This window comes from Sorangiineae bacterium MSr11367, assembly GCA_037157805.1.
Taxonomy (GTDB): Bacteria; Myxococcota_A; Polyangia; order Polyangiales; family Polyangiaceae; genus Pendulispora; species Pendulispora rubella.
Map to the genome: position 1 here is coordinate 12,995,750 of CP089983.1, position 20,149 is coordinate 13,015,898.

Below are 20,149 nucleotides of genomic sequence, written 5' to 3' on the forward strand. Positions count from 1 at the left end.
GTTTCGAACCCCGAGGAATCGACCCATGAAAATCGACGAATCCAACTTTTACCCGTACCAAAGCCGCTTTCCGGTTCTTCGGCGATTGCCGGAAACGGGCCGCCCGCGGGAGGAGATCCTCGCCGAGCTTCGCTCCCTCGCCACCGAGGAAAATACGGTGTGGGAGACCGGGAAATGCTCGGGGACGATGTATTGCGGCGACCACGAGCATTACCGCTTTTTGAATCAGGCCTTTGCGCTCTTCGGCCACGAGAACGTGCTGCAGCGCGACATGTGCCCCAGCGCCACCCGCTTCGAGGGCGAAATCATCGCCATGGCGCTCGACCTGTTCAACGCCGGCGCCATCCAGGGCACGACCCCCGCGGGCATGGTCACCACCGGCGGCACGGGCAGCATCCTGCACGCGATGCTCGCCTACCGTGAATACGCCCGCCAAAAGCGCGGCGTCGTTCATCCGAACATGATCAAACCAGAGACGGCGCACCCGGCCTTCGACAAGGCCGCGCACCTCTTTGGCATCGAGTTGCGCACGGCCCCCATCGATCCGCGCACCACCCTCGTCGACGTCGATTGGGTCTCCAAGAACATCGACGACAACACGGTGGTCGTCGTCGGCTCGGCCGGCAATTACGGATATGGCACCATCGACCCCATTTCGCAGCTCGCCGAGGTGACCCTGGCCCGCAAGGTCGGTCTGCACGTCGACGGATGCCTGGGGGGCTTCCTTTTGCCCTTTGGCGAGCAGCTCGGCTACGACATTCCCACGTTCGACTTCCGCATTCCCGGCGTGACCAGTATTTCCGCCGATACGCACAAATACGGATATGCCCTCAAGGGTACGTCGACGTTGCTCTTTCGCGACAAGGAAATACGTAACGCGATTTACTTCATGATGCCCGAGTGGAGCGGTGGTAAATACATGTCGCCCGGCATGGAGGGGTCGCGATCCGGCGGGCTCATTGCGGCCACGTGGGCGGCCATGGTGCAATTGGGGCGGGAAGGGTACATGCGCTACGCCAAGGCCATTTTCGAGGCGTCCGCGGCCATGCAAGCGGCCGTGCGCTCGCACCCGGAACTGCGCATTTTGGGCAAGCCCACGTTTCTATTCAGCCTCACCTCGGACGTGTTCGACATTTACCACGTCAACGACTTCATGCGCGAGCGCGGCTGGCGCTTCAATGGGCAGCAGTACCCGAATGCCATTCACATGGCGGTCACGCGCCCGCAAACGCAGCCCGGAGTGGTGGAGAACTTCACCAAGGACCTCGCCGAGGCCGTGGCCTATGCCAAACGGCACACGGGGGATGCTCCGCGCAGCGGGGCCATTTATGGCGGTATTCCGGGCGGAATGACGCCGGAGGCCGGTGAGTTCATTCGCGCCTTCATGGCGCAAATGCTCGATTCGCACCAGGCGGTGCCCGAGTGACCTCGGGCACGAACGGCCACGCGGGCGCGGCCTGGGGCGGCGACGGTCGCTTCGTTCTGGCCATCGACCTCGGGACCAGCGGTCTCAAAGTGGGATTGCTGTCGCTGGGCGGGCACGTCGTCTTTCGCGAGTGCATTTCCCTTCGAACGCGGTTTCTCGAGGGCGGGGGCGCCGTGCAGGATGCGGAAGAGTGGTGGCAAATCATCGCGGACGTGACCCGCAGGGCCATCGCGTCCGGGGTGGTGCAGCCCGAAAGCATCGTTGCCGTTGGCGTCACCGGGCAATGGGGCAGCACGGTTCCCGTCGATGCATCGGGGAAGCCCGTCGGCGATTGCATCATGTGGATGGATACGCGCGGCGGGCCTCACGTGCAGCGCCGTGTCGGCGGGTTTCTCCAAGGCTACGGGCCTCTGGCCTTGGCCCTGTGGATCCGCAAAACGGCGGGGATCCCGTCGACGTCGGGCGCCGATCCCATTGGGCATATGCTGCATTTGACCCACGACCAGCCCGACGTTGCGCAGGCCGCGCGTTGGTACCTGGAGCCGGTCGACTACCTTTCGATGCGCTTCACCGGGGTGGCGGCGGCATCGCATGCATCGATGACCGCCGCGTGGCTCACGGACAATCGCCACTGCGGGACGCTCGCGTACGATGCAGCGCTGGTGCGCAAGGCCGGGGTCGACCCGGCGAAGCTCGCGCCACTCGTCGCCACCGGGTCGGTGGTCGGCACGGTGTGCGCGGACGTTGCCGCGGAATTGGGCATTCCCGCGTCGGTCCAAGTCTTCACCGGCTTGCCCGATCTTCACTCGGCGGGCATTGGCGCGGGCACGGTGCTCGATTACGAGCCGCACCTCGCGGTGAGCACCACGTCGTGGATCAGTTGCCCGGTGCCGTACAAGAAAACCGACGTCTTCCATCAAATCGCCACGGTTCCTGGCCTTCGCGCCGATCGGTACCTCGTGGCGGACAATCAGGATAGCGCGGGGCAGTGCCTGCGGTGGCTGCGCGACAACGTGCTCGCCTCGACCAATGGCGTCGCGACGCACGACGAGATCCCCTGGGATGCACTCACGGGGCTGGCGGCGCAGGCGCCCGTCGGTGCGAACGGCGTCATCTTCACCCCGTGGCTCAATGGGGAGCGCTCCCCCATCGACGATCCCAACGCGCGCGGCGGCTTTCACAATTTGTCGCTCGGCACCTCGCGCCCCCACCTGATTCGCGCCGTGCTCGAAGGGGTGGCGCAGAACACGCGCTGGCTCCATCGCACCGTGGAGCGCTTCACCGGCCGAAGGCTCGATCCGATCCGCATCATCGGCGGCGGCGCCCAGGCCGATCTCTGGTGCCAAATCATGGCCGACGTGCTCGACCGCACCATCGAGCGCGTCGACGAGCCGCTGCACGCCAACCTGCGCGGCATGGCCTTGTTCGTGGCCTTGTCCCTCCAGGCCATCCGCCTCGAAGACGTGCGCTCCCTCGTCCCCGTGCACCGCACCTTCGAGCCCACCCCGGCGAACCGTGCCATCTACGACGCGCAGCACATGGAGTTCACCCGCCTCTACGACGCCCAAAAGGGCATGTTCGCGCGTATGAAGCGCAACTAACACGGTGTCTCGCTGACGCTCGGAGAGACTCACAGTGGGACAGTACGGTCCGCTCTGTCACGATGGCGATGTCTGACAAACAATCGTCAGGGGAACGTCAACCCGATACGAAATCATACGATTCGTTGCCAAGTCGTTTCCGTAGGCTAAATCGATCGGCACGATGCAATCGACAATCGCTTATGTAGGATTCACCTTTCCCCTCTTTTTTGCCGCATGGATGGCTGCGTGCTCCGACTCGACGTCCAAAGGGGAACGGCCTCCCAATGCCGACTCGGCCGATGTGACCTCTTCGGACGGTGGCATTCCCGTGTGGCCCGATGAATGGAATGCCGATATCAAATGGTCCGATGTCGACTCCAATGGGGCTACGACAAACACGTGGACCGGCCACGTATCTTATGATTGGAAACTGCGCGCGATGCGCACGGACGTGGTGCCTCCCGCGGGCGGCCGACCCGGCCCGCCCATCGGCACGGCCGGTACGATGTTGATGCGCGAAGGTCGGATCTATTTCATTCCCACCAACGGACACTGTTCACTATCCGCCGAGTTCGGCGCACCGCGCCCGGACTGGCTCGTGAGCACGAAGGCGGTCGCCCAGGCGCACGGCTCGACGAGCGACCAACAGCGGCTTGCCGTGGAATCCGAGCGCTTGGACGGTGGCCTGCAAGGATGCTTCAATTACGTCTTCGGACGCGCCGATCACATGCCGCGCATTTTCGGAGGCGGGGGATCCTGTCAGGATTGGCCCAAGGGCTTCTTCATCGAATATTCGAATTTCTCGACACACCCGGTTTCGAAGGAATTCTTCGATGTGCCCGCGGATTGCACGATGGATAGCGGTGCACCGGGAGGCGCCGCCGGCTGTACGGCTTGCCACGACGCTCCGAACTAGACGGGATTGGCTCGGGGTCAAATTCCCATCGGCCCGGCTTCGTGCTTCACCGTGACCTCGTGGCCGACGGGGGGAGCGGTGAATGCGCGCAACGCTCCGTCGTGCCAGACGACGAAAGCGAGGGACGGATCGTCCACCGATCGATCGAACGTGACGGCGAAGCGTGTGGGCCGGCCCGCGTCGTCGTCGACGATGCGCACGATCCAGGTGCCGAGTGACACGACATGACCCGCGCGCAGCGGCGCGTCGTTCGGCCGAACGAAGGACGTGAACAGGTCGTCGAACAGCGTACCCTTTACCAAAGTGATCTCGAGCGTCCGATCGTCCGTGCGCTTGACGATATGGTCGCATGGCGCCCCGCTGAGCGGCCGAACGACGCGCGGACGTGGCTCGGGACGCGGTGCCAGCCATAGTTCGCTGGCGAGGTACATGCTTAGGATCGGATCCGACATGCCAATGCCGACGACATTCACTCCGTCGCGTGCGGGGATCTCGGCGCGTGCCGCCACATCCATTGCGGTGTGCGACACGGACGCGAGTTTCTTCGCGCTCGCCGCGAAGAGGAGCGGTGCCACGACGATGTGCAGTAGCCCGAAGAGCCCGATTCCCGTCCGCGCTGCCGGTAGCCGCCACACGGGCGTGGCACGGTCGACCCGCGCGCCCGCGTGAAGCAGCACGATGGCCAGGGCGGAGGTCACGCCGATGTTCGTCAAGAAGAGCACCCGATCGCCCGGAAAGCCGGCTGCCCCGGGAAGCACCGCGAGTGCAGCACCGGTGAGCAGCCACGCCAAGGTGCGCCTCAGCTCCGGCGCGAGCGTGAGCCACGCGCGCCGAAACAAGAGCGCCAGCGCGATGGCGGCCGCGGCACCCAGCGCCGCGAGAATCGGGGTCGACTTGGGCATGATCGCGCTCAACACCGAGGGCACGCCGACGAGGGCGGCCTCGGTGTAGACGGCAAGCCGCGATGGCAAGAGCGCGAGATACTCCGCGGGCTGCCCGATGGGGTCGAGGTATGCGCCCGAGGCTCGCGCCCCGAATCCCAGTGCTTTGTAGAGCGTCGCATACGCCAGGAAAAGCGTTCCCCACGGCACGAGCGCTTGGAGTCGGAGGGCGATGGCCTCGCGCCGCCCGATGACTTCGTAGGCCGCGACGTACGCGAACACGCCGAGCCCCGTCTCGCCCGCGGCAAGAGCCAGCACCGTGCACGCGAGAGCTCCCAGCGAAAGCGGTTGTGCGCGCGTCCGCGCACGAAGATGCGCTCCGATGGCCATCAGGGCGAACACGCCCGAGACGGCGACGTGCCGTGCCGACGGCCACGCCGCGAGCATCCAATGCCCGGGTGACATCGCGAAGAGAAGCGTTGCGAGCGCCGCCTCGCGCTCTGGCAACAGGCGCCGCAGGAGCATCGCGGAGGCAATGACCGCGGCCACGTACCACGCGATCGCGTGGAGATGGTATGGCAGCGGATGCCGCCCGGCGATCGCATGATCGAACGCGAGCAGCGCACTCGACAGCGGACGAAAGAAGGAGAGGCGCAGCTCGTCATGCGTCCACCACGGAAGCGGGCCGCGGTCGACGATCAACTGCCGCTGGCCCGGCTCCCCCGTTGCGAACGTGTAGAGCTGCCATGGCCCCGGCGCAGGGTCCGGTGCAATGCCTTCGAGGCGCAACACGGCCAACTGGTCATCGAAATAGAAGCCCGCCGAGACGGAGGGCAGCGCCAACGCCACCGCGAGGAGGCACGCAAGCCAGAGTGCACGTGGAAAGACGAGCAGGCGAAAATTCATCGGCAGGACTCGAGCGGTGACCAGCTCCTCGCCAATACGGAGCATCGGAGCTCCATATCGACGTCCATGCCAAGCATACGCCGGTCATGCTTCGATATCCAAAATTGGATTTACGCAAATCGCGCTCGCGAATGGTGGGATCGGCTTCTTTTACGGCCGGTAGGCACGCGCACGCGGTAGCCAATTGCGGTAAAAACGCCCGAGGCGCCGTTCCCACTAGCGCGGGATACGGACCCAAGGCAGCCCGGTTGCGGCGCGCCAGCCGAGTGTGAATGGCACTCGGGTGGTGGGACGTCCAATGCCGGGTTGCCGTCCACCGGCATGACCGGCCTCGGGGCGCACATCGTGGTGGGGTCCGAAGGTGTACCAGATGACCAAGTCGGCATCGACGAAAGGGCGCGGTTCTTTTGCGCGTACGACGGTAGGCCGCCGGGGTTCAGGCGCCCGGGTTCGCGGGCGCCCACCCCTTCGAAAGTGGCCACATGGCGCAATGAGTAAGTCTGCGCAATTATTGCGAATTCCCCAGATGGTACTCGGGCGCAATTTCCGAATTTGCGTTCAACAACGAGGTCGCCCCCTCTTTGATGCGCACGAGCCCGCAGTCTTCCAACAGGCGCAGAATGCGTGTGGCGTCGCTCGCGGTGACGCCAGCGGCACGAACGAGATCGTTGACGTCGAATGAGTTGCCTGTGGTCAAACCATTGACCCAGTCGCAGGCGGGGACGAATGCCATCGGTAGCTCAACGCGCTCGACCGCAGAACGATGATACTCAAAACGCGTTATCTCCGTGAAGGCTATTCCGCGAACGCGATCGTACGACGAGACCCCGAAGGATGCCTGGCCGGCGCGCAAGAATCGCGTTGTGATAGCGTCCCGGACGCCTGCTGGGACTGGGGCAACATCTTGCGGCGAGATTCGCGAGGTCGCTTCGGACAATCGAGTGGATATTGCGCGAGCGATTGCAGGGGCGCTTGCATCGTTACGCTGAAGGTTATAGGCGGGTTCTCTCCACCATTCGTCACGAAGCAGCTCGTTCTTTAGAACGTGGAGCGCGACTTCAGCGCGGGTGGGAGAGACGATCGTGATGTTCAACGAGAGCGAATCTTCATCGACGGATGCTGTCTCGTGCAAGAAGCCACGTGGCATATGCACGACTGCGCCAGGGGTCATCTCGATAATTGTAGCGTTTGCAGGTAGCTCCACAGGTGGTGGGCCGGGAGCGTAAAGTCGCTGCGAGGGATGGACTGGCTTGGAAGGATCCCATCCGAGCAGCGGAAGCGGTGCAAAGGCATTTGGCGCGATCCGCCACACCTTTCGCCCTTTGAGCTGCACAGTGATGATATCGGCCGCATCGAAATGCATGGCGGTCGTGCCCCCGCGTCGAGTGCAAAATAGTGTGAATTGGACAGAAGTTGGCGATACGCCGAAAAGATTCGCCATTTCCTGTTCGTGACGCCCGTACTCGCGTATTTCCCGCACATAGAGTGTCGTGCCGGCTTCATACAAGCGTCGCGCGGCCTCGAGCGGAACGGGGGCCGACGTTTGGGTGCCGTCCATGCGTTGGAACCAAGCGACCGTTCTGGCGCCCCGCTGCACAAGGTCGAACGCATCCTTCATCGTTCGGATTCGAAGCGCGTCCAAAAGTTGCTCGGCGAATCCGGCCCGCGGTGGAACTGACAACAATTGACGACCAAGAATCTCTTGCCGGAACTGATTTAGTTCAATCGGGTGAAACCAGTCTTGCAAATGTATGTCAGAGGTGTTCATGGGCGAAATTCTCCTTTTTTTCGTGGCAGCGGGCAGAGCGTCTCTTCATTGGTCTCCCGCGAGACCGGGCGCCCTCCGGCGTTGTTACGGCCAGAGGACGGCCGGCTCGTGGTTACGATTTGGTCCAATAATCAGGGTGCAGCTCTTAGTCCTCCCCCGGCTCGTTCTCTAGAGACGGAAAGTCAAAGGCTATAATGAGCGGAATCCATCCCCGTACTTTTTCAGGTCCGTTCGGGACGAACTCAATTGTTCGCCGGATGATCGGCGCGACCTCCGCGTCTTCGGGCGTTCCGGCCTCCAAGTGAGAGGGATCTATTTGTGTGCTCATGCAAACTCCTTTATGAGGTGCAAATGTTGTGAACGAGGATTGTTCGCGTCATGATCACGCGTGCGACCCAAGGTAAGGTAAGGCTGTCCTATCATCGCGCGAACTCGCGATGATGCGAGCCGTGAGAAAATTCGCGACGTCGCGACAAGTCGTCGGAAGTCGGAGCACCGATATCCAATCGGACTCTCTATGAGCCTTCGCGTATCAAAGCGCAAGTTAGAGGCATGCATCCGCCAATTGGCATCATTGATTTGCCGGCGATGGGGAAAGCGAAAGTACACAACATTGCGCGTCGCCGGTCGATGCGGCGAAGGTGAAGGGGCCTCCTCGCTTCGCTGGAGGCCCCTTCAAAGAGCGTTGTCTACTCTCGAATTTTAGTGCGAATGGCACTCCGGCGCGGGGACGTCCAATGCCGGGTTGCCGTCGAAGAAGCCCGCTGGTTTGAGGCTGAAACCCGCGCACTCCACCGGCATGACCGGCCAATCCTCGGGGCGCACTTCGTGGTGCGTTCCGAAGGTGTACCAGATGACCAAATCGGCATCGACGAGGGGGCGGTTCTTTTGCACGTACGAGGGTAGGCCGCCGGGGTTCAACTGCTGATTCGGGTAGGTGCCCGCGGCATACATTTCGTCGCGGTCGTAGGCGGTGGCCCAGAAATGGTTGTGCGCGAAACCGCCGCGGTGCCATTGGGGCGAGCCCTCCAGAAACATGGGAAATACATTGGGGCCCGGCGCCAATTTGTAGGCGGCGCGCGAGCTCGTATTCATCACTTTCCAATAGCGCGCCGTGCGCGGTTCGATGGTGCGCTGCGCTTCCTGCTCGCTTCGCAGCATGGTCGCTTTGGCAACCCACGCATTGCCGCGCGGGTTGCTCGTCCCGCGCCGGATGGGTTCACTATTGACCTCGGCCACGGAATTGTTGACGCCGTCCACCATCATATCCATCCGCACATTGAAATAGTGCTGGTGGTTCGGGCCATACACTCCCGGGCCGACCAAATTTCCCGAAATGGGCGTTTGGCCCAGTGCGATGGCCGCGGGGGCCATGATGCCGGTGAGCTTGACCTCGAATTGGATCGTCCCGTCTTGGTAGAAGTGCCAATAGAAGGCGTACTCGTAATTGCCGACCGTCGAAATCGACGAAATCACCAGGCGACGGGACCTACGTATCTCCGTGCGCGGCGAGCCATCGGGGTTGAACTCGACATGCTTCCAGAGCACGCCCACGTCCTCCTCGTGCAGGCAAATGGCATTCTTCAAGGTGACCACGCCGCCCGCGCCGTCGTTCACGAAGGCGTCGAAGTGCCGTATCTCGCCCAGGCAATCGCAACCGGCCATCAGGCTGTTGGCGCTGACGCCAATGCCCACTTCGCCGGCGTCGAACACATTCTTGAAGTTGTGCGACGGCGACGCATCGCCATATGGCACGTACATCTCCGACAAGGCCGCGCGGTACAGAATGGGACGTACCCGGCCACGGTCGTCGTATTCCACCTGGTGGAGCACGATCCCCTCGCGCGCGGAAAAGCCCACCCGTACGCGCCATTTTTGCCAGCGCACCATGTGGCCGTCGATGTCGAAGCCCGGCCCCGCCGGCTGCGTGATGGCCAGGGGGACCACGTCGCGGCGCACGCCCGCCGGAAACGACGGGACATTCGACGGATCGCGGATACCCTCGGGGGTATACTCGCTCGGCCGCTCCGGCACCGGCACGGCACCGTGATCGTCGATCTCGACGGTGAGCGTATCCAGCTCGATCGTGGAAACGACGCCCTCGATGGGGTGCGCGTAGAAATTGTCGTTCGGCTTTTTGCGCAGCGCCGCCTCGAGGCGCAGAAACCGTCCGCGGCCCGGCGCGTGCTCCGGCCCCAGGTAGCCGGCGGTCCACGGGTACAAGACCACGTCCGACGGGTCGAGCCCGCGCGCACGGATGGCCCGCTGAAACGCGGAATCGCCCATCGTGGCCGCGATGCCCGCGTTCACCTCCTCCAAGGTGAACGCCGGCTGCACGTCGCGCCGCTCCCGCAGCCGCGTGATCGCACCGCTGGTCAGCGACACCGTGGCCTCGACCGTGAGGTGCCGCTCGTAGTCGCGCAGCACCACGGCGATCTCGCGCTCCACGGGGCCGCCTGCGAGCACGGCGCCCTTGTCCGGCTCGAGCAGCCGGTACGGCGTCACCCGCGTGCGCGGCGTGATGCGGCCCGCGGCCTGCAAAATGGCCGTCGTCGCCTCGATGTCCTCCTTCGAAAGGGGGTCCAACGGATGCCGCGCCGCCGTCACCGCACTGCCTGCCGCCGCCGAGACGACCGCTTCCTCCTTCGCGTCCGAGGCACACGCCGTGAGCAGCAGCCCCGGTGCAACACTCCGAAACAAACCGCGCCGCGAAATCGTCCCGTCGTCGTCCATGGCCGCCTCCGTTACCGCTTTGCGAACTTCGCGAACTTGAGATGGGTCACATTGGGGGCGGCCACCGTATGCACCAGCGAAAGGCCCCTCAAATAATCCGCCGCGTCGTCGAACAGGCGCTCGCCTTGGCTGAGCAGCGTCGGGACGAGGTGCAGCTCCATCTCGTCGACGAGCCCGGCCGCCAAGTATTGCCTTGCCGCGCTCGCCCCGCCCGCCAGCGCCACATCGCGCCCGCCGGCCGCTTTCTTCGCGGCCTCCAGCGCGGCCTCGATGCCGTGCGTGACGAAGGTGAACGAGTTGCCCCCTTCGAGGACGAGAGGCTCGCGCGGATGCTGCGTCAGCACGAACACGGGGTGGTGAAACGGCGGATTTTTCCCCCACCAGCCGTCCCAACACTCCTTCGCGGCCCAGGGGCCGGGGTGCCCGCCAAACATGTTGCGGCCCATGATGGTGGCGCCGATGTTCTTCAGCGACTCCTCGACCACCGCGGAGCTTTCCGTTCTATCGCCCCCTTCCATGCCGTGCGCCTTGCGCCAGACATCGAGCGAAAACGCCCACTCATGCAGGCGCATGCCGCCGATCCCGAGGGGGTCCTTCACGCTCTGATTCGGGCCTGCCACGAAGCCGTCGAGGGAAATCGAGATCCGCAAGCGCAGTTTGGACATGAGCAAGCACCTCCGATTCCGTGTTTACCCCTTGCGGGTGATCGCGAACAGCGGCAAAAAAGAGCCTCGCGCGCATGCGAAAGATCCAGCTCGAACCGGTCCGCCACCAAGCACCCACTTGCGACAATTACGGGCATGCCGCCACCGTGCGGCAGTTCGAGGTGGCCACGCGCATCCACCGAGCCCATGTGGAGGCGTTCGAAATCGTGCCCCTCGGCGAGACCGTCGATTGCACGTACCGCGTCTCCGGCTCCAGCGGCACCGGCTACGACGTCGACATCGTCACCGGCACCGCCACGGACGACACCTGCACCTGCGCGGACTTCCTCGGGAACGATCTCGGCACCTGCAAGCACCTGGAAGCCGTCCGGCGCGCCGTATGGAACAACCGCGCCATGCGCTCGGAGTTCATCCAGCTCACACGCACCCCCTCTCGGCCCACGGTGACCGTGCACGCCGTGGGGGGCCTGTCGGTGCAGCTGCTCGGGCGCGTCACGGACAAGCAGCTCGCGCTGCTCGGCTGGGCGCGTGAGCCGGAAGGCTCGAACCGCCTCGTGCCCATCGCCAAGGCCGCCCACCGCGATCTGTTCGAGCCGGAAGTCACCGGTGACGCCCTGCGCGTCGTGCGTGCCGTCGTGCCCGCGCTGCAGCGGCTGCGAAACCGCGCCTGGCAGGAGACGCGCGGTGTCGAGGTGCGCGAGGCCCACGCGCACGACCGGCTCGGGGTCGATGTGCTGCGTGTCCCGCTGTTTCCGTACCAGCGCGATGGGGCGATGCACCTGGTGTCGGCCACGCGCGCGATGCTGGCCGACGACATGGGCCTCGGCAAAACGGCGCAGGCCATTGCCGCCTGCGAGGTGTTGCGCCAGCGCGGGGAAGCCTCGCGCGTGCTCATCGTAACCGTCGCCTCGCTGAAGCACCAATGGCAGCGCGAGCTCGAGCGCTTCACCGGCCAGCGCGCCGTGGTCATCGGCGGCGATCCGGACGAACGGCGCGAGCGCCTCGCCTCGGACGCGCCGTACAAGATTCTCAATTACGAATTGACCTGGCGTGAGCTTTCGCGCCTGCAGGCGCTCGACGCCGATGTCGTCATTTACGACGAAGCGCAGCGGGCCAAGAACTTCCGCACGAAAACGGCGGCGACGTTGCGGGCCATTCCCTCGCGCTTCGCGTTCATCCTCACGGGCACCCCGGTCGAGAATCGATTGGATGATTTGTATTCGCTGGCCCAGCTTCTCGATCCGGATTTGCTCGGCCCCCTGTGGAAATTCAATTTGGACTTCCACGAGCAGGACGCGAAGGGCCGCGTGGTGGGCTACAAAAACCTCGCCGAGCTGCGTCGCCGCATTTCACCGGCCGTTCTGCGCCGCCGCAAGGAAGACGTTCTCACGCAGCTTCCCGCGCTGACGCAGCAAACGCGCTACACGACGATGCTACCCGAGCAGAGCGAGCTCGAAGGGGAATACCGCGCCGACGCCTCGCGCATCATGGCCATCGCCGAGCGTCGGGCGCTCAAGCCCGAGGAGCAGAAAAAGCTGGTCGCGTCCTTGGTGAAGGCGCGCCAAGCCTGCTCCGCGCTCGAACTGTGCGATCCGCTGCGCAAAGGCTCGCCCAAGTTGGACGAGTTCGAGGCGCTCGTCGGGGAAATTGCCACGCAGGGAACGAGCAAGGTTCTCGTCTTCTCCGAGTGGACCGACATGCTGCGCCTCGCCGCCGAGCGGCTCGATGCGCAGGGCATCGGGCACGTGACGTTGCACGGTGGCATCCCCACGGATCGGCGACCCGCGCTGCTCGATCGGTTCCGCGAGTCGGAAAACGTGCGCGTGCTCCTCTCCACGGACGCCGGGGGTGTCGGCCTCAATTTGCAGGTGGCAACGTACGTCATCCACCTCGACTTGCCCTGGAGCCCGGCGCGCCTCGATCAGCGCACCGCCCGCGCGCACCGTATGGGGCAGACGCGCGGCGTGTCCGTCATTTGCCTCTGCGCGGAGAACGGCATCGAGTGGGGCATCGAAAAGATGCTCGCCGGCAAGCGCAACGTGCAGTCGGCCGCGCTCGATGTGTCGAGCGACGTCGAGGCGCTCGACGCACCGACGTTTGCCCTCTTCTTGAAGCAGGTGCGCGACATCCTGGGCCACGTCGAGGACCCGGCGCAGGCTCCCACCATGGAAGTCGCGCCGAACACGATGCCCTCGGCCGATCTGCCTGCGCCCGCGGTGTCGGGCAAGTCGAACGAGGAGCCGCCCGCGCATCCCGCGACCGCGCCCCCGCCGAACCATGCCCACCAGCAGCAAAAAGGGCGCGCGCACGATCGCCTTCGCCTGGCACGCGTGGTGCTGCAGGCCGGCTTTGCCAGCGACGCCGTGCGCGCGGCCTACGAGGGCCTCGCGGCGGCCGTGCGGGCGCTCATCGATGCCGATGGTGGTCCCCCCGCCCTCGAGCATACGGCGCTCGTCGCCGCCATTTACCGCGATCTTTTGCCGCGTGGTCGCCTCCCGCCCTCGGCCCATTTGACCTTGGCCAAGCTGCACGATCTCACCGCGCTCGAGGCCCACGGCGTCCCCGTGGACGAATCGCTCGCGACGCAGGCCGTGCAAGAAGCCTCCGAGTGGGTCGAGCGCCTCGCGACCGCGACCTAGATCCGAGGGCACCGCGGCGCGGTCGAAAAAGGATCACGAGGGTGGACGTGTGAATGCTGGTGTGTATCATCATTGTGCACCATTCGCGCCCATTCACGCCCTGAGAGGGATTGGTCATGCGTACCCACCGGATTGCCGTTGCCGCCACACTGGTCGTCGCCTTCACCGCCGCCTGTAGCCGGGGGTCCAGTACCGGAAATAGCAGCGAGAGCAACGTCCAACCCGCACCCAAGACGCAGACGCTCAATTATTGGGCGAGCAACCAGGGCACCAGCCTGGACAACGACAAACAGATTCTCGAGCCCGAGCTGAAGAAATTCGAACAGCAAACGGGGATTTCCGTCCATCTGGAGGTCGTACCCTGGTCCGACTTGCTCACGCGGATCCTCGCCGCCACCGCGTCGGGGCAGGGACCCGACGTGCTCAACATCGGCAATACCTGGTCCGCATCGTTGCAGTCCACCGGCGCGCTGCTGCCGTTCGACGACGCCACGTTCGAGAAAATCGGTGGCAAGGACCGATTCATGGCGGGGCCCATGGCCGCGACGGGGGCCGACGGCAAACCGCCCACCGCGGTGCCCCTCTATTCCATGGGGTATGGCCTCTACTACAATAAGAAGCTCTTTCAGCAGGCCGGCATTGCCAATCCGCCGACCACCTGGGACGAATTGGTGGCCGACGGAAAGAAGCTCACCGGCGGCGGCAAATACGGCCTCGCCATCGAGGGGGGCAACCTCTCCGAGAACGTGCACCACGCCTTTGCACTGGCCAAGCAGCACGGGGCCGACTTCTTCGATGCCTCGGGCAAGCCCACATTCGATAGCCCGGGTGCGGTGGCGGCCATCAAGCAATACGTCGACTTCATTGCGCAAGATAAAATCGCGGCGCCGGGCAATGCGGAATACGCGGCCAATCAATCGGTGACCGACTTTGCCAACGGCAAGGTGGCCATGCTCATGTGGCAGGTCGCCGGCGCCAAATTCAAGTCGCACGGCATGAACCCCGACGACATCGGCGTGGCACCGATTCCCGTGCAGGCAGGGGCCACGGGCAGCAAGGCCACGGCATCGATGGTGGCGGGCATCAACCTGACCGTCTTCAAGAATACGAAAAACCTCGACGGCGCGCTGCAGTTCGTCAAATTCATGACGAGCAAGGAAGAATCCATTGCGCTCAACAAGACGTATGGATCCATCTCGCCGCTCAAGGAAGCGCAGGACGATCCCGCGTTCAACACGCCGGAGTTGAAGACCATTTCGAACGTGCTGGCCGCGCATGCCGCCCCGCTGCCGCAGGTTCCCAACGAGAGCCAATTCGAGACGTTGGTCGGTACCGCCATGAAGAATTTGCTCGCCGCCGCCGCCGCCGGCAAGCCGACCACCACGGAGAGCGTCAAAGCGGAGCTCGTGAAGGCGCAGCAGCAGATGCCGGCCTCTTGACGTGAAGTCACGCCATCGGCTTTTGCCTTACCTGCTGCTGCTCCCCGCGCTCGTGATGGAGCTGCTGATTCACATCGTTCCGATGGCGGTCGGCATCTTCATGAGCTTCAAGCAGCTGACGCAGTTTTTCATCCGCGACTGGTCGGCCGCGCCTTGGATCGCGCTGAACAACTACCGCATCGCGGTGGACTTCAGCGCGCCCATTGGCAAATCCTTGTTGAACTCCTTTTGGGTGACCTGCAGCTTCACCTTGTTGGCCGTCGCCTTTTCCTGGCTCCTCGGCGTGGCGGCGGCCATCTTCATGCAGGAGCCGTTTTGGGGGCGCGGGGTCCTGCGTGCCGTCTTTTTGGTGCCGTATGCCTTGCCGGTGTATGCGGCGGTCATCACCTGGTCGTTCATGTTCCAGCGCGATACCGGGCTGGTGAACCACGTGCTGCATGACCAGCTGCACCTGGTGAGCGAGAAGCCTTTCTGGCTCATTGGCGACAACGCCTTCGTCTCCCTGATCATCGTGCACGTTTGGAAGACATGGCCATTCGCCTTTCTCACGGTGATGGCCGGTCTGCAAAACGTCCCACGCGAGCTCTACGAGGCCGCGGCCATGGACGGGGCCAGCGTCTGGCAGCAAATCCGCGAGATCACCATGCCCGCGCTGCGGCCGGTGAACCAGGTATTGGTGCTCGTGCTCTTTCTCTGGACGTTCAACGATTTCAATACGCCCTACATCCTATTTGGCAAAGGCGCGCCCGAGGCGGCGGATTTGATCTCGATTCATATTTACCAATCGTCGTTCGTCACCTGGAACTTCGGCTCGGGCTCGGCCATGTCCGTGCTCCTCTTGCTCTTCTTGCTGCTGGTGACCGGCGTCTACTTGGTCGCGACCGCCCGCTGGAGGGACGCGGATGCCTAAGCCGGTCTCGCCCATGGCCCCCTCGGCAACCTTCGTCTGGGTGCGGCGCATCTTTCTCGTCGCGTTGACCATCTTCACCCTTGCCCCCGTCCTGGTGATGGCGAGCTCCTCGCTGAAGCCGCTGCAGGACGTCCAAGGTCCCTTTCGCTGGATCCCCAGCTCCCTCACCGTGCGGCCCTACATCGATATTTGGTCGACGGTGCCGCTCTGGGACTACTTCGTCAACTCGCTCATCGTGTCCCTGAGCGCGACCGTTCTCTCGGTAGTGATTGCAATTTTTGCCGCCTACGGCGTGAGCCGTTACCGATTTGTCGGCCGCAAGATTTTCACGGTTTCGGTGCTCTCGACGCAGATGCTCCCCGGCATCCTCTTCTTATTGCCGCTGTTCCTCCTTTTCGTCAGCATCGGGAACTCCACGGGGGTGGCCCTTCACGGCAGTCGGCTGGGGCTCATTCTCACGTACCTCACGTTCTCGCTGCCGTTTTCCATCTGGATGCTGGTGGGGTACTTCGAGTCCATCCCGCGGGAACTGGATGAGGCGGCAGCGGTGGACGGTTGCGGGCCGCTTCGCACGCTCCTCCAGATCGTGGTTCCGGCTGCGGTGCCCGGCATCATCGCCGTGAGCGTGTACGCCTTCATGACCGCGTGGGGTGAAGTGCTCTTCGCATCGGTCATCACCAACGATCGCTCACGGACTCTCGCCATCGGGCTGCAAGGGTATGCTACGCAATACGATGTGTACTGGAACCAAGTGATGGCCGCCTCGCTCGTCGTCAGCGTGCCCGTGGTTGCGGGTTTTCTCCTGCTCCAACGCTACCTCGTTGCCGGGCTCACCGCAGGCGCCATCAAATGATCCCACCGAAAGGGGGTATCGCCGTGACCGACCTTCGTGCTCTCCCGAAAGACTTTCTCTGGGGCGTAGCCACCGCCGCCTACCAGATCGAAGGTGCCGCCCGCGAAGATGGGCGCGCGCCGTCGATCTGGGACACCTTTTCGCATACGCCGGGCAAAGTGGCGAATGGCGATACGGGTGATGTGGCCTGTGACCATTACCGCCGATGGCCCGAGGATCTGCGGCTCGCCAAAGAGCTCGGCGTGGGCGCCTACCGCTTCTCCATCGCATGGCCGCGCGTGGTGCCGCTGGCCGACGGGCGCGTGAACGAGGCGGGACTGGCCTTTTATGACCGGCTCACCGACGCGTTGCTCGAGGTGGGAATCACACCGTTCCCAACGCTGTACCATTGGGACCTCCCGCAAGCGCAGCAGGACCGCGGCGGGTGGCCGGAGCGGGACACCGCCTTGCGCTTTGCCGACTACGCCGCCGTGGTGGCCAAGCGCCTGGGCGATCGCATCGAGCATTGGTGCACGCTCAACGAGCCACTCTGCTCGGCGTGGATTGGACACCTCGACGGCACCATGGCGCCCGGCGTGACCGATTTGAATGCCGCGGTGCGTGCCTCGTTCCATTTGCATTTGGGGCACGGGCTCGCCGTGCAGGCGCTGCGTGCGGCGATCCCCAAGGCGCGCGTGGGTATCGTGAACAACTTGAGTCCGATCCTGCCGGGCACGGACAACGAGGACGACGGCGCGGCTGCCCAGCGTGCCGACGGCCACGTGAATCGATGGTGGCTCGACCCGATCCACGGGCGCGGGTACCCGGCGGACATGCTCGAGGTGTACGGCGTGGATCTGCCATTGCAGACGGGCGACTTGGCGACGATTGCCGCACCGCTCGATTGGATTGGCATCAATTACTATTTCCGGCAAGTCGTCACCGACGATCCCTCGCGCCCGGCGCCGTTCGTGCGCCAAATCCGGGGACCGAATCTGGAGCACACCGCGATGAACTGGGAAGTGCACGCTCCCGGGATCGAGGAGCTACTGCTGCGTGTCACGCGGGAGTACGGCGCGAAGAAAATTTACGTCACCGAAAACGGGTCGGCGTACGAAGACTCCGTGGCCGCGGACGGCTCCGTGCACGATCCCAAGCGGGTCGCGTATCTGGAGCAGCACCTCGCCGCGTGTGCGGGCGCCGTGGAACAGGGCGCGCCACTGGCCGGGTATTTCGCGTGGTCGCTCTTGGACAACTTCGAGTGGGCCTACGGTTACGCGAAGCGTTTTGGTCTGGTGCGCGTCGACTACGAGACGCAGCGCCGCACCATCAAGTCCAGCGGCCGCCGCTTCGCCGAGATCATCGCGGCGCACCGTTCGCGCGTTTAAAGACGTTCGTCTGTACCCCGGTACTTCGGGCTCGCACTCCAGCGCGAGCCGCCTCGTAGCGGACTTGGCGGCATTTGCGGCACGCGATCGTCGCTCAATCGTTACGTGGCCGAGCATGGGCTGGGCGAGCATCCGGCGCCATCGTGAAGCACTTTGCGCCCATCCTATCGAGTGTCGTCATTCTCTTTTGCGCGTGCGGTGGGGATGATGATGCATCCTCGCAGGCCTTGGCACCCGACGCGGGCCCTTCCTCCGTTGCGCCCGACGCGGCTGCTCCTGCCGATGCTGCGGTCCCCGACGCGGGGCCGTTGGTGTGCCAGGTGGAGCGCCCCAAATCGCGCTTTACCGTGGCGGTGGTGCCCGACACGCAGTACCTGTTCGACCAGGACCGCATCTACCCCGAGGTTCTAACGGCGAGCCTGCGCTGGATTGTCGATCACGCACGCGAGTACAACATCGTTTTCACGGCCGGCTTGGGCGACATCACGGAGAATGCGCGCCCCGACGAATTTGCGGCGGCGGCCGGCGTTTACAAGATTCTGGACGACGCCGGGATGCCCTACAGCTTGCCGGCCGGCAACCACGATCTGACGCGTTCCTCGCAATTCGACAACGCGCGCGGCAAAGAACCGTACCTCGATTATCTATTGCCGACGCGGCCGGGCAACCATCCCACCTTGGGAGGTTCGAGCCCCAATGGCTACAATAGCTATTACGTTTTCGACGGTGGCGGGCAGAAGTGGATGCTCTTGGCGCTGGATTGGCGCATGTCACAAGATTCGATGCGCTGGGCGGAGAACGTCATCAACGAGCATCCGACGTTGCCGGTCATTGCGACGATGCACGAGCTGGTCGACCGGCGAGGGGCCGCGGGCGATCCGCCCAATGAGAGCGCGGTGCTTTCGAGCTACGGGCAGACGGTTTGGGACAACGTGATCAAGAATCACGATCAGGTGTTTCTGACCCTGAATGGGCACTTCTGGACGCCCGCGCGCACCACGATGAAGAACACCGCCGGGCACGAGGTGCATCTGCATTTGACGAATTACCAAGATCGCTATTACGGCGGCAGTGGGATGATTCGGCTGTACGAGTTCGACTTGGAACATGGCACGATCGAGGTGTCGACGCGGTCGCCGTACATGGAGGCCATTCCGGAGGCGAATCGTCTTCCGGCGCAAGCGCGTGAAGTGGCGCTGGTGGATGCGGACAATCGCTTCGTCGAGACGATGGACTTCGAATCACGCTTTTCCGGTTTCCGCGGTGCGCCGGTGCCCTTGCCGCCGGGGCCGTTGTCGGTGGAGCAAGTGCTCGTTCCCGGCACCGTGGCCTATTATCGATTCGAGAATGGCGCCGGCGGACCCGTAGGCGACACGATTCCCGATCGAGCTGGGCGCGGAAACGACCTGGCGCGGGTGACCTCCTCGGGGGGCGCCGCGGCGGACATCGCCTGGACCAACCAGTACCACCCCGCTCAACCGAGTCGGGGTGCCCTATTCTTCAATGGCTCGAAGAGCAAGCCGCCGTCGTACCTGCGCACCACGGATGCCGCCCCGATCAACGCGATGACCTTCGAGGCCGGGTACACCATCGAGACCTTCGTGCGGCCGCCGTCCGACTGCTGTTCGGAGCACGCATGGATGGGCGTGCTCAGTCGATTTGCACCGGGCAGCGCCGCCGGCAAGACGGGGGATGACCCGAGCGAGCCGCTCGCCACCTTGTCGTTTACCGATTCACCGATGCTGCAGTGGGCGATTTTTCCAACGAACTACGATGGCATCAAGACGAACTGGAGCCATATCTTCGCGGCCGATGTCTGGCACCACGTCGCGTTGGTCAACGACGGCCACCACACCGTCATGTACGTGGACGGCGCCCCCGTGGTGCGCAATCCGCGTTCGGAGACGGTGGGCATCGCGGCGGCCGGCAAGCCTTGGCTCATCGGCGCATACAGCTACGACAGCAAGGTCGAACAAGCGTATTACGGGTGGCTCGGCGACGTGCGCATCGTGGACCATGCGCTCACGCCGGACCAATTCATGACCGCCCGCCCCCGATGACCG

The 20,149-nt window shown here is 64.1% G+C and carries 13 protein-coding genes; 9 read left to right on the plus strand and 4 right to left on the minus strand.

The genetic code is table 11. The annotated features are described in order from the left end of the window. Positions 1-25 precede the first annotated feature (25 nt). The 3 genes from LVJ94_50720 to LVJ94_50730 all read left to right on the plus strand — a co-directional run bounded on the left by LVJ94_50720 (position 26) and on the right by LVJ94_50730 (position 3,925). Entirely contained in the window at positions 26-1,426 is a 1,401-nt protein-coding gene (locus LVJ94_50720; protein WXB05158.1) for an aminotransferase class V-fold PLP-dependent enzyme, read from the plus strand. Continuing rightward, the gene (locus LVJ94_50725) at positions 1,423-3,027 is read left to right on the plus strand and encodes an FGGY-family carbohydrate kinase (protein WXB05159.1); all 1,605 of its coding nucleotides are present in this window, start codon (positions 1,423-1,425) and stop codon (positions 3,025-3,027) included. Before LVJ94_50720 ends, LVJ94_50725 begins: the two co-directional genes overlap by 4 nt. Positions 3,028-3,190: 163 nt before the next feature. Then, a complete protein-coding gene (locus LVJ94_50730; protein ID WXB05160.1) occupies positions 3,191-3,925 on the plus strand; it encodes a hypothetical protein in 735 nt (244 codons plus the stop codon). Between the two features lie 17 nt (positions 3,926-3,942). Here LVJ94_50730 and LVJ94_50735 read toward each other — a convergent pair whose 3' ends face one another. From LVJ94_50735 to LVJ94_50750, 4 genes are all read right to left on the minus strand, one after another. Continuing rightward, a complete protein-coding gene (locus LVJ94_50735; protein WXB05161.1) occupies positions 3,943-5,757 on the minus strand; it encodes a hypothetical protein in 1,815 nt (604 codons plus the stop codon). Positions 5,758-6,220: 463 nt separating this feature from the next. Next, the gene (locus tag LVJ94_50740; protein ID WXB05162.1) at positions 6,221-7,480 is read right to left on the minus strand and encodes a cupin domain-containing protein; all 1,260 of its coding nucleotides are present in this window, start codon (positions 7,478-7,480) and stop codon (positions 6,221-6,223) included. 702 nt (positions 7,481-8,182) lie between these two features. Then, a complete protein-coding gene (locus LVJ94_50745) occupies positions 8,183-10,213 on the minus strand; it encodes a primary-amine oxidase (protein WXB05163.1) in 2,031 nt (676 codons plus the stop codon). An 11-nt stretch (positions 10,214-10,224) separates the two neighbouring features. After that, complete coding sequence (locus LVJ94_50750; protein ID WXB05164.1) at positions 10,225-10,878, minus strand: dihydrofolate reductase family protein; 654 nt, start codon at positions 10,876-10,878, stop codon at positions 10,225-10,227. Between the two features lie 74 nt (positions 10,879-10,952). Between LVJ94_50750 and LVJ94_50755 the strand changes: the two genes are divergently transcribed. The 6 genes from LVJ94_50755 (at position 10,953) to LVJ94_50780 (ending at position 20,146) form a co-directional block, all read left to right on the plus strand. Further along, complete coding sequence (locus LVJ94_50755; GenBank protein ID WXB05165.1) at positions 10,953-13,517, plus strand: DEAD/DEAH box helicase; 2,565 nt, start codon at positions 10,953-10,955, stop codon at positions 13,515-13,517. 116 nt (positions 13,518-13,633) lie between these two features. Further along, the gene (locus LVJ94_50760) at positions 13,634-14,956 is read left to right on the plus strand and encodes a sugar ABC transporter substrate-binding protein (protein WXB05166.1); all 1,323 of its coding nucleotides are present in this window, start codon (positions 13,634-13,636) and stop codon (positions 14,954-14,956) included. 1 nt (position 14,957) lies between these two features. Then, the gene (locus tag LVJ94_50765) at positions 14,958-15,866 is read left to right on the plus strand and encodes a sugar ABC transporter permease (GenBank protein WXB05167.1); all 909 of its coding nucleotides are present in this window, start codon (positions 14,958-14,960) and stop codon (positions 15,864-15,866) included. After that, positions 15,859-16,719, plus strand: coding sequence for a carbohydrate ABC transporter permease (locus LVJ94_50770; protein ID WXB05168.1), 861 nt, complete (start codon positions 15,859-15,861; stop codon positions 16,717-16,719). The genes LVJ94_50765 and LVJ94_50770 overlap by 8 nt, the downstream gene beginning before the upstream one ends. Before the next feature lie 23 nt (positions 16,720-16,742). Next, positions 16,743-18,086 (plus strand): GH1 family beta-glucosidase, encoded by a 1,344-nt coding sequence (locus tag LVJ94_50775; protein ID WXB05169.1) that lies wholly within the window; start codon positions 16,743-16,745, stop codon positions 18,084-18,086. A 143-nt stretch (positions 18,087-18,229) separates the two neighbouring features. After that, on the plus strand, positions 18,230-20,146 hold the full coding sequence (locus LVJ94_50780) for a hypothetical protein (protein WXB05170.1): 1,917 nt from the start codon (positions 18,230-18,232) through the stop codon (positions 20,144-20,146). Positions 20,147-20,149: the final 3 nt, after the last annotated feature.

Bases quoted from the DNA above. Each gene is read 5' to 3' on its own strand.
- LVJ94_50755 (WXB05165.1), top strand. From the start codon at position 10,953: ATGCGAAAGATCCAGCTCGAACCGGTCCGCCACCAAGCACCCACTTGC.
- LVJ94_50730 (WXB05160.1), top strand. From the start codon at position 3,191: ATGCAATCGACAATCGCTTATGTAGGATTCACCTTTCCCCTCTTTTTT.
- LVJ94_50740 (WXB05162.1), bottom strand. From the start codon at position 7,480: ATGAACACCTCTGACATACATTTGCAAGACTGGTTTCACCCGATTGAA.
- LVJ94_50770 (WXB05168.1), top strand. From the start codon at position 15,859: ATGCCTAAGCCGGTCTCGCCCATGGCCCCCTCGGCAACCTTCGTCTGG.
- LVJ94_50745 (WXB05163.1), bottom strand. From the start codon at position 10,213: ATGGACGACGACGGGACGATTTCGCGGCGCGGTTTGTTTCGGAGTGTT.
- LVJ94_50735 (WXB05161.1), bottom strand. From the start codon at position 5,757: ATGCTCCGTATTGGCGAGGAGCTGGTCACCGCTCGAGTCCTGCCGATG.
- LVJ94_50750 (WXB05164.1), bottom strand. From the start codon at position 10,878: ATGTCCAAACTGCGCTTGCGGATCTCGATTTCCCTCGACGGCTTCGTG.
- LVJ94_50760 (WXB05166.1), top strand. From the start codon at position 13,634: ATGCGTACCCACCGGATTGCCGTTGCCGCCACACTGGTCGTCGCCTTC.
- LVJ94_50720 (WXB05158.1), top strand. From the start codon at position 26: ATGAAAATCGACGAATCCAACTTTTACCCGTACCAAAGCCGCTTTCCG.